The following is a 504-nucleotide window of genomic DNA, read 5'->3' as shown; positions in this document are numbered from 1 at the left end:
AGAAGAAGTCGAGGTGCGCGGCCTCGGCGCGCGTGGCGAGGTGCTCGAACGACGAGAAGTCGACCTGGCTGCCCGCCTCGGGGTCGCTCCAGACCGTCGTGCTGTTGACGCCCGGGAAGTGCACCCCGAGGCGGACCTGCTTGCGCGGACGCGTGGTCATGGCGGACCCCTCTCAGGCCGTCGCGGCGAGGACGTTGGCGGGGCGCGCGAGCCCGAGGGTGTCGCGCAGCGTCGTGCCCGGGTAGGCGGTGCGGAACAGGCCCGCGCCCTGCAGCAGCGGCACCAGGCCGTCGACCACGGCGTCGAGGTCGGTGGGCAGCACGGCCGGCAGCAGGTGGAACCCGTCGACGACCTCGCGCCACGCGTCCAGCACGGCCGCGAGGTCCGCCGGCGTGCCGACGGGCGTGAGCGACGCCGGGCGCCACGGCTCGCCCGCCAGGTCGTCGAGGACCGCGAGCCGGGCCGCCGCCGACGACCGGTCGTCGGCCAGCAGCAGGTACGTGT

2 pseudogenes are annotated in these 504 nt (G+C 75.6%); both read right to left on the bottom strand.

Annotated features, from left to right (window positions below):
• Positions 1–160: pseudogene (locus G3I71_RS52060) on the bottom strand (F420-dependent methylene-tetrahydromethanopterin reductase); the annotation flags it as partial.
• A gap of 12 nt (positions 161–172) precedes the next feature.
• Positions 173–504: pseudogene (locus tag G3I71_RS46720) on the bottom strand (FMNH2-dependent monooxygenase); the annotation flags it as partial.

Origin of the sequence: Streptomyces sp. SID12501, assembly GCF_010550245.1 — a bacterium.
Taxonomy (GTDB): domain Bacteria; phylum Actinomycetota; class Actinomycetes; order Streptomycetales; family Streptomycetaceae; genus Streptomyces.
The sequence above is the reverse complement of the archived record's forward strand: the minus strand, read 5'-3'. Positions and strand labels throughout refer to the sequence as shown.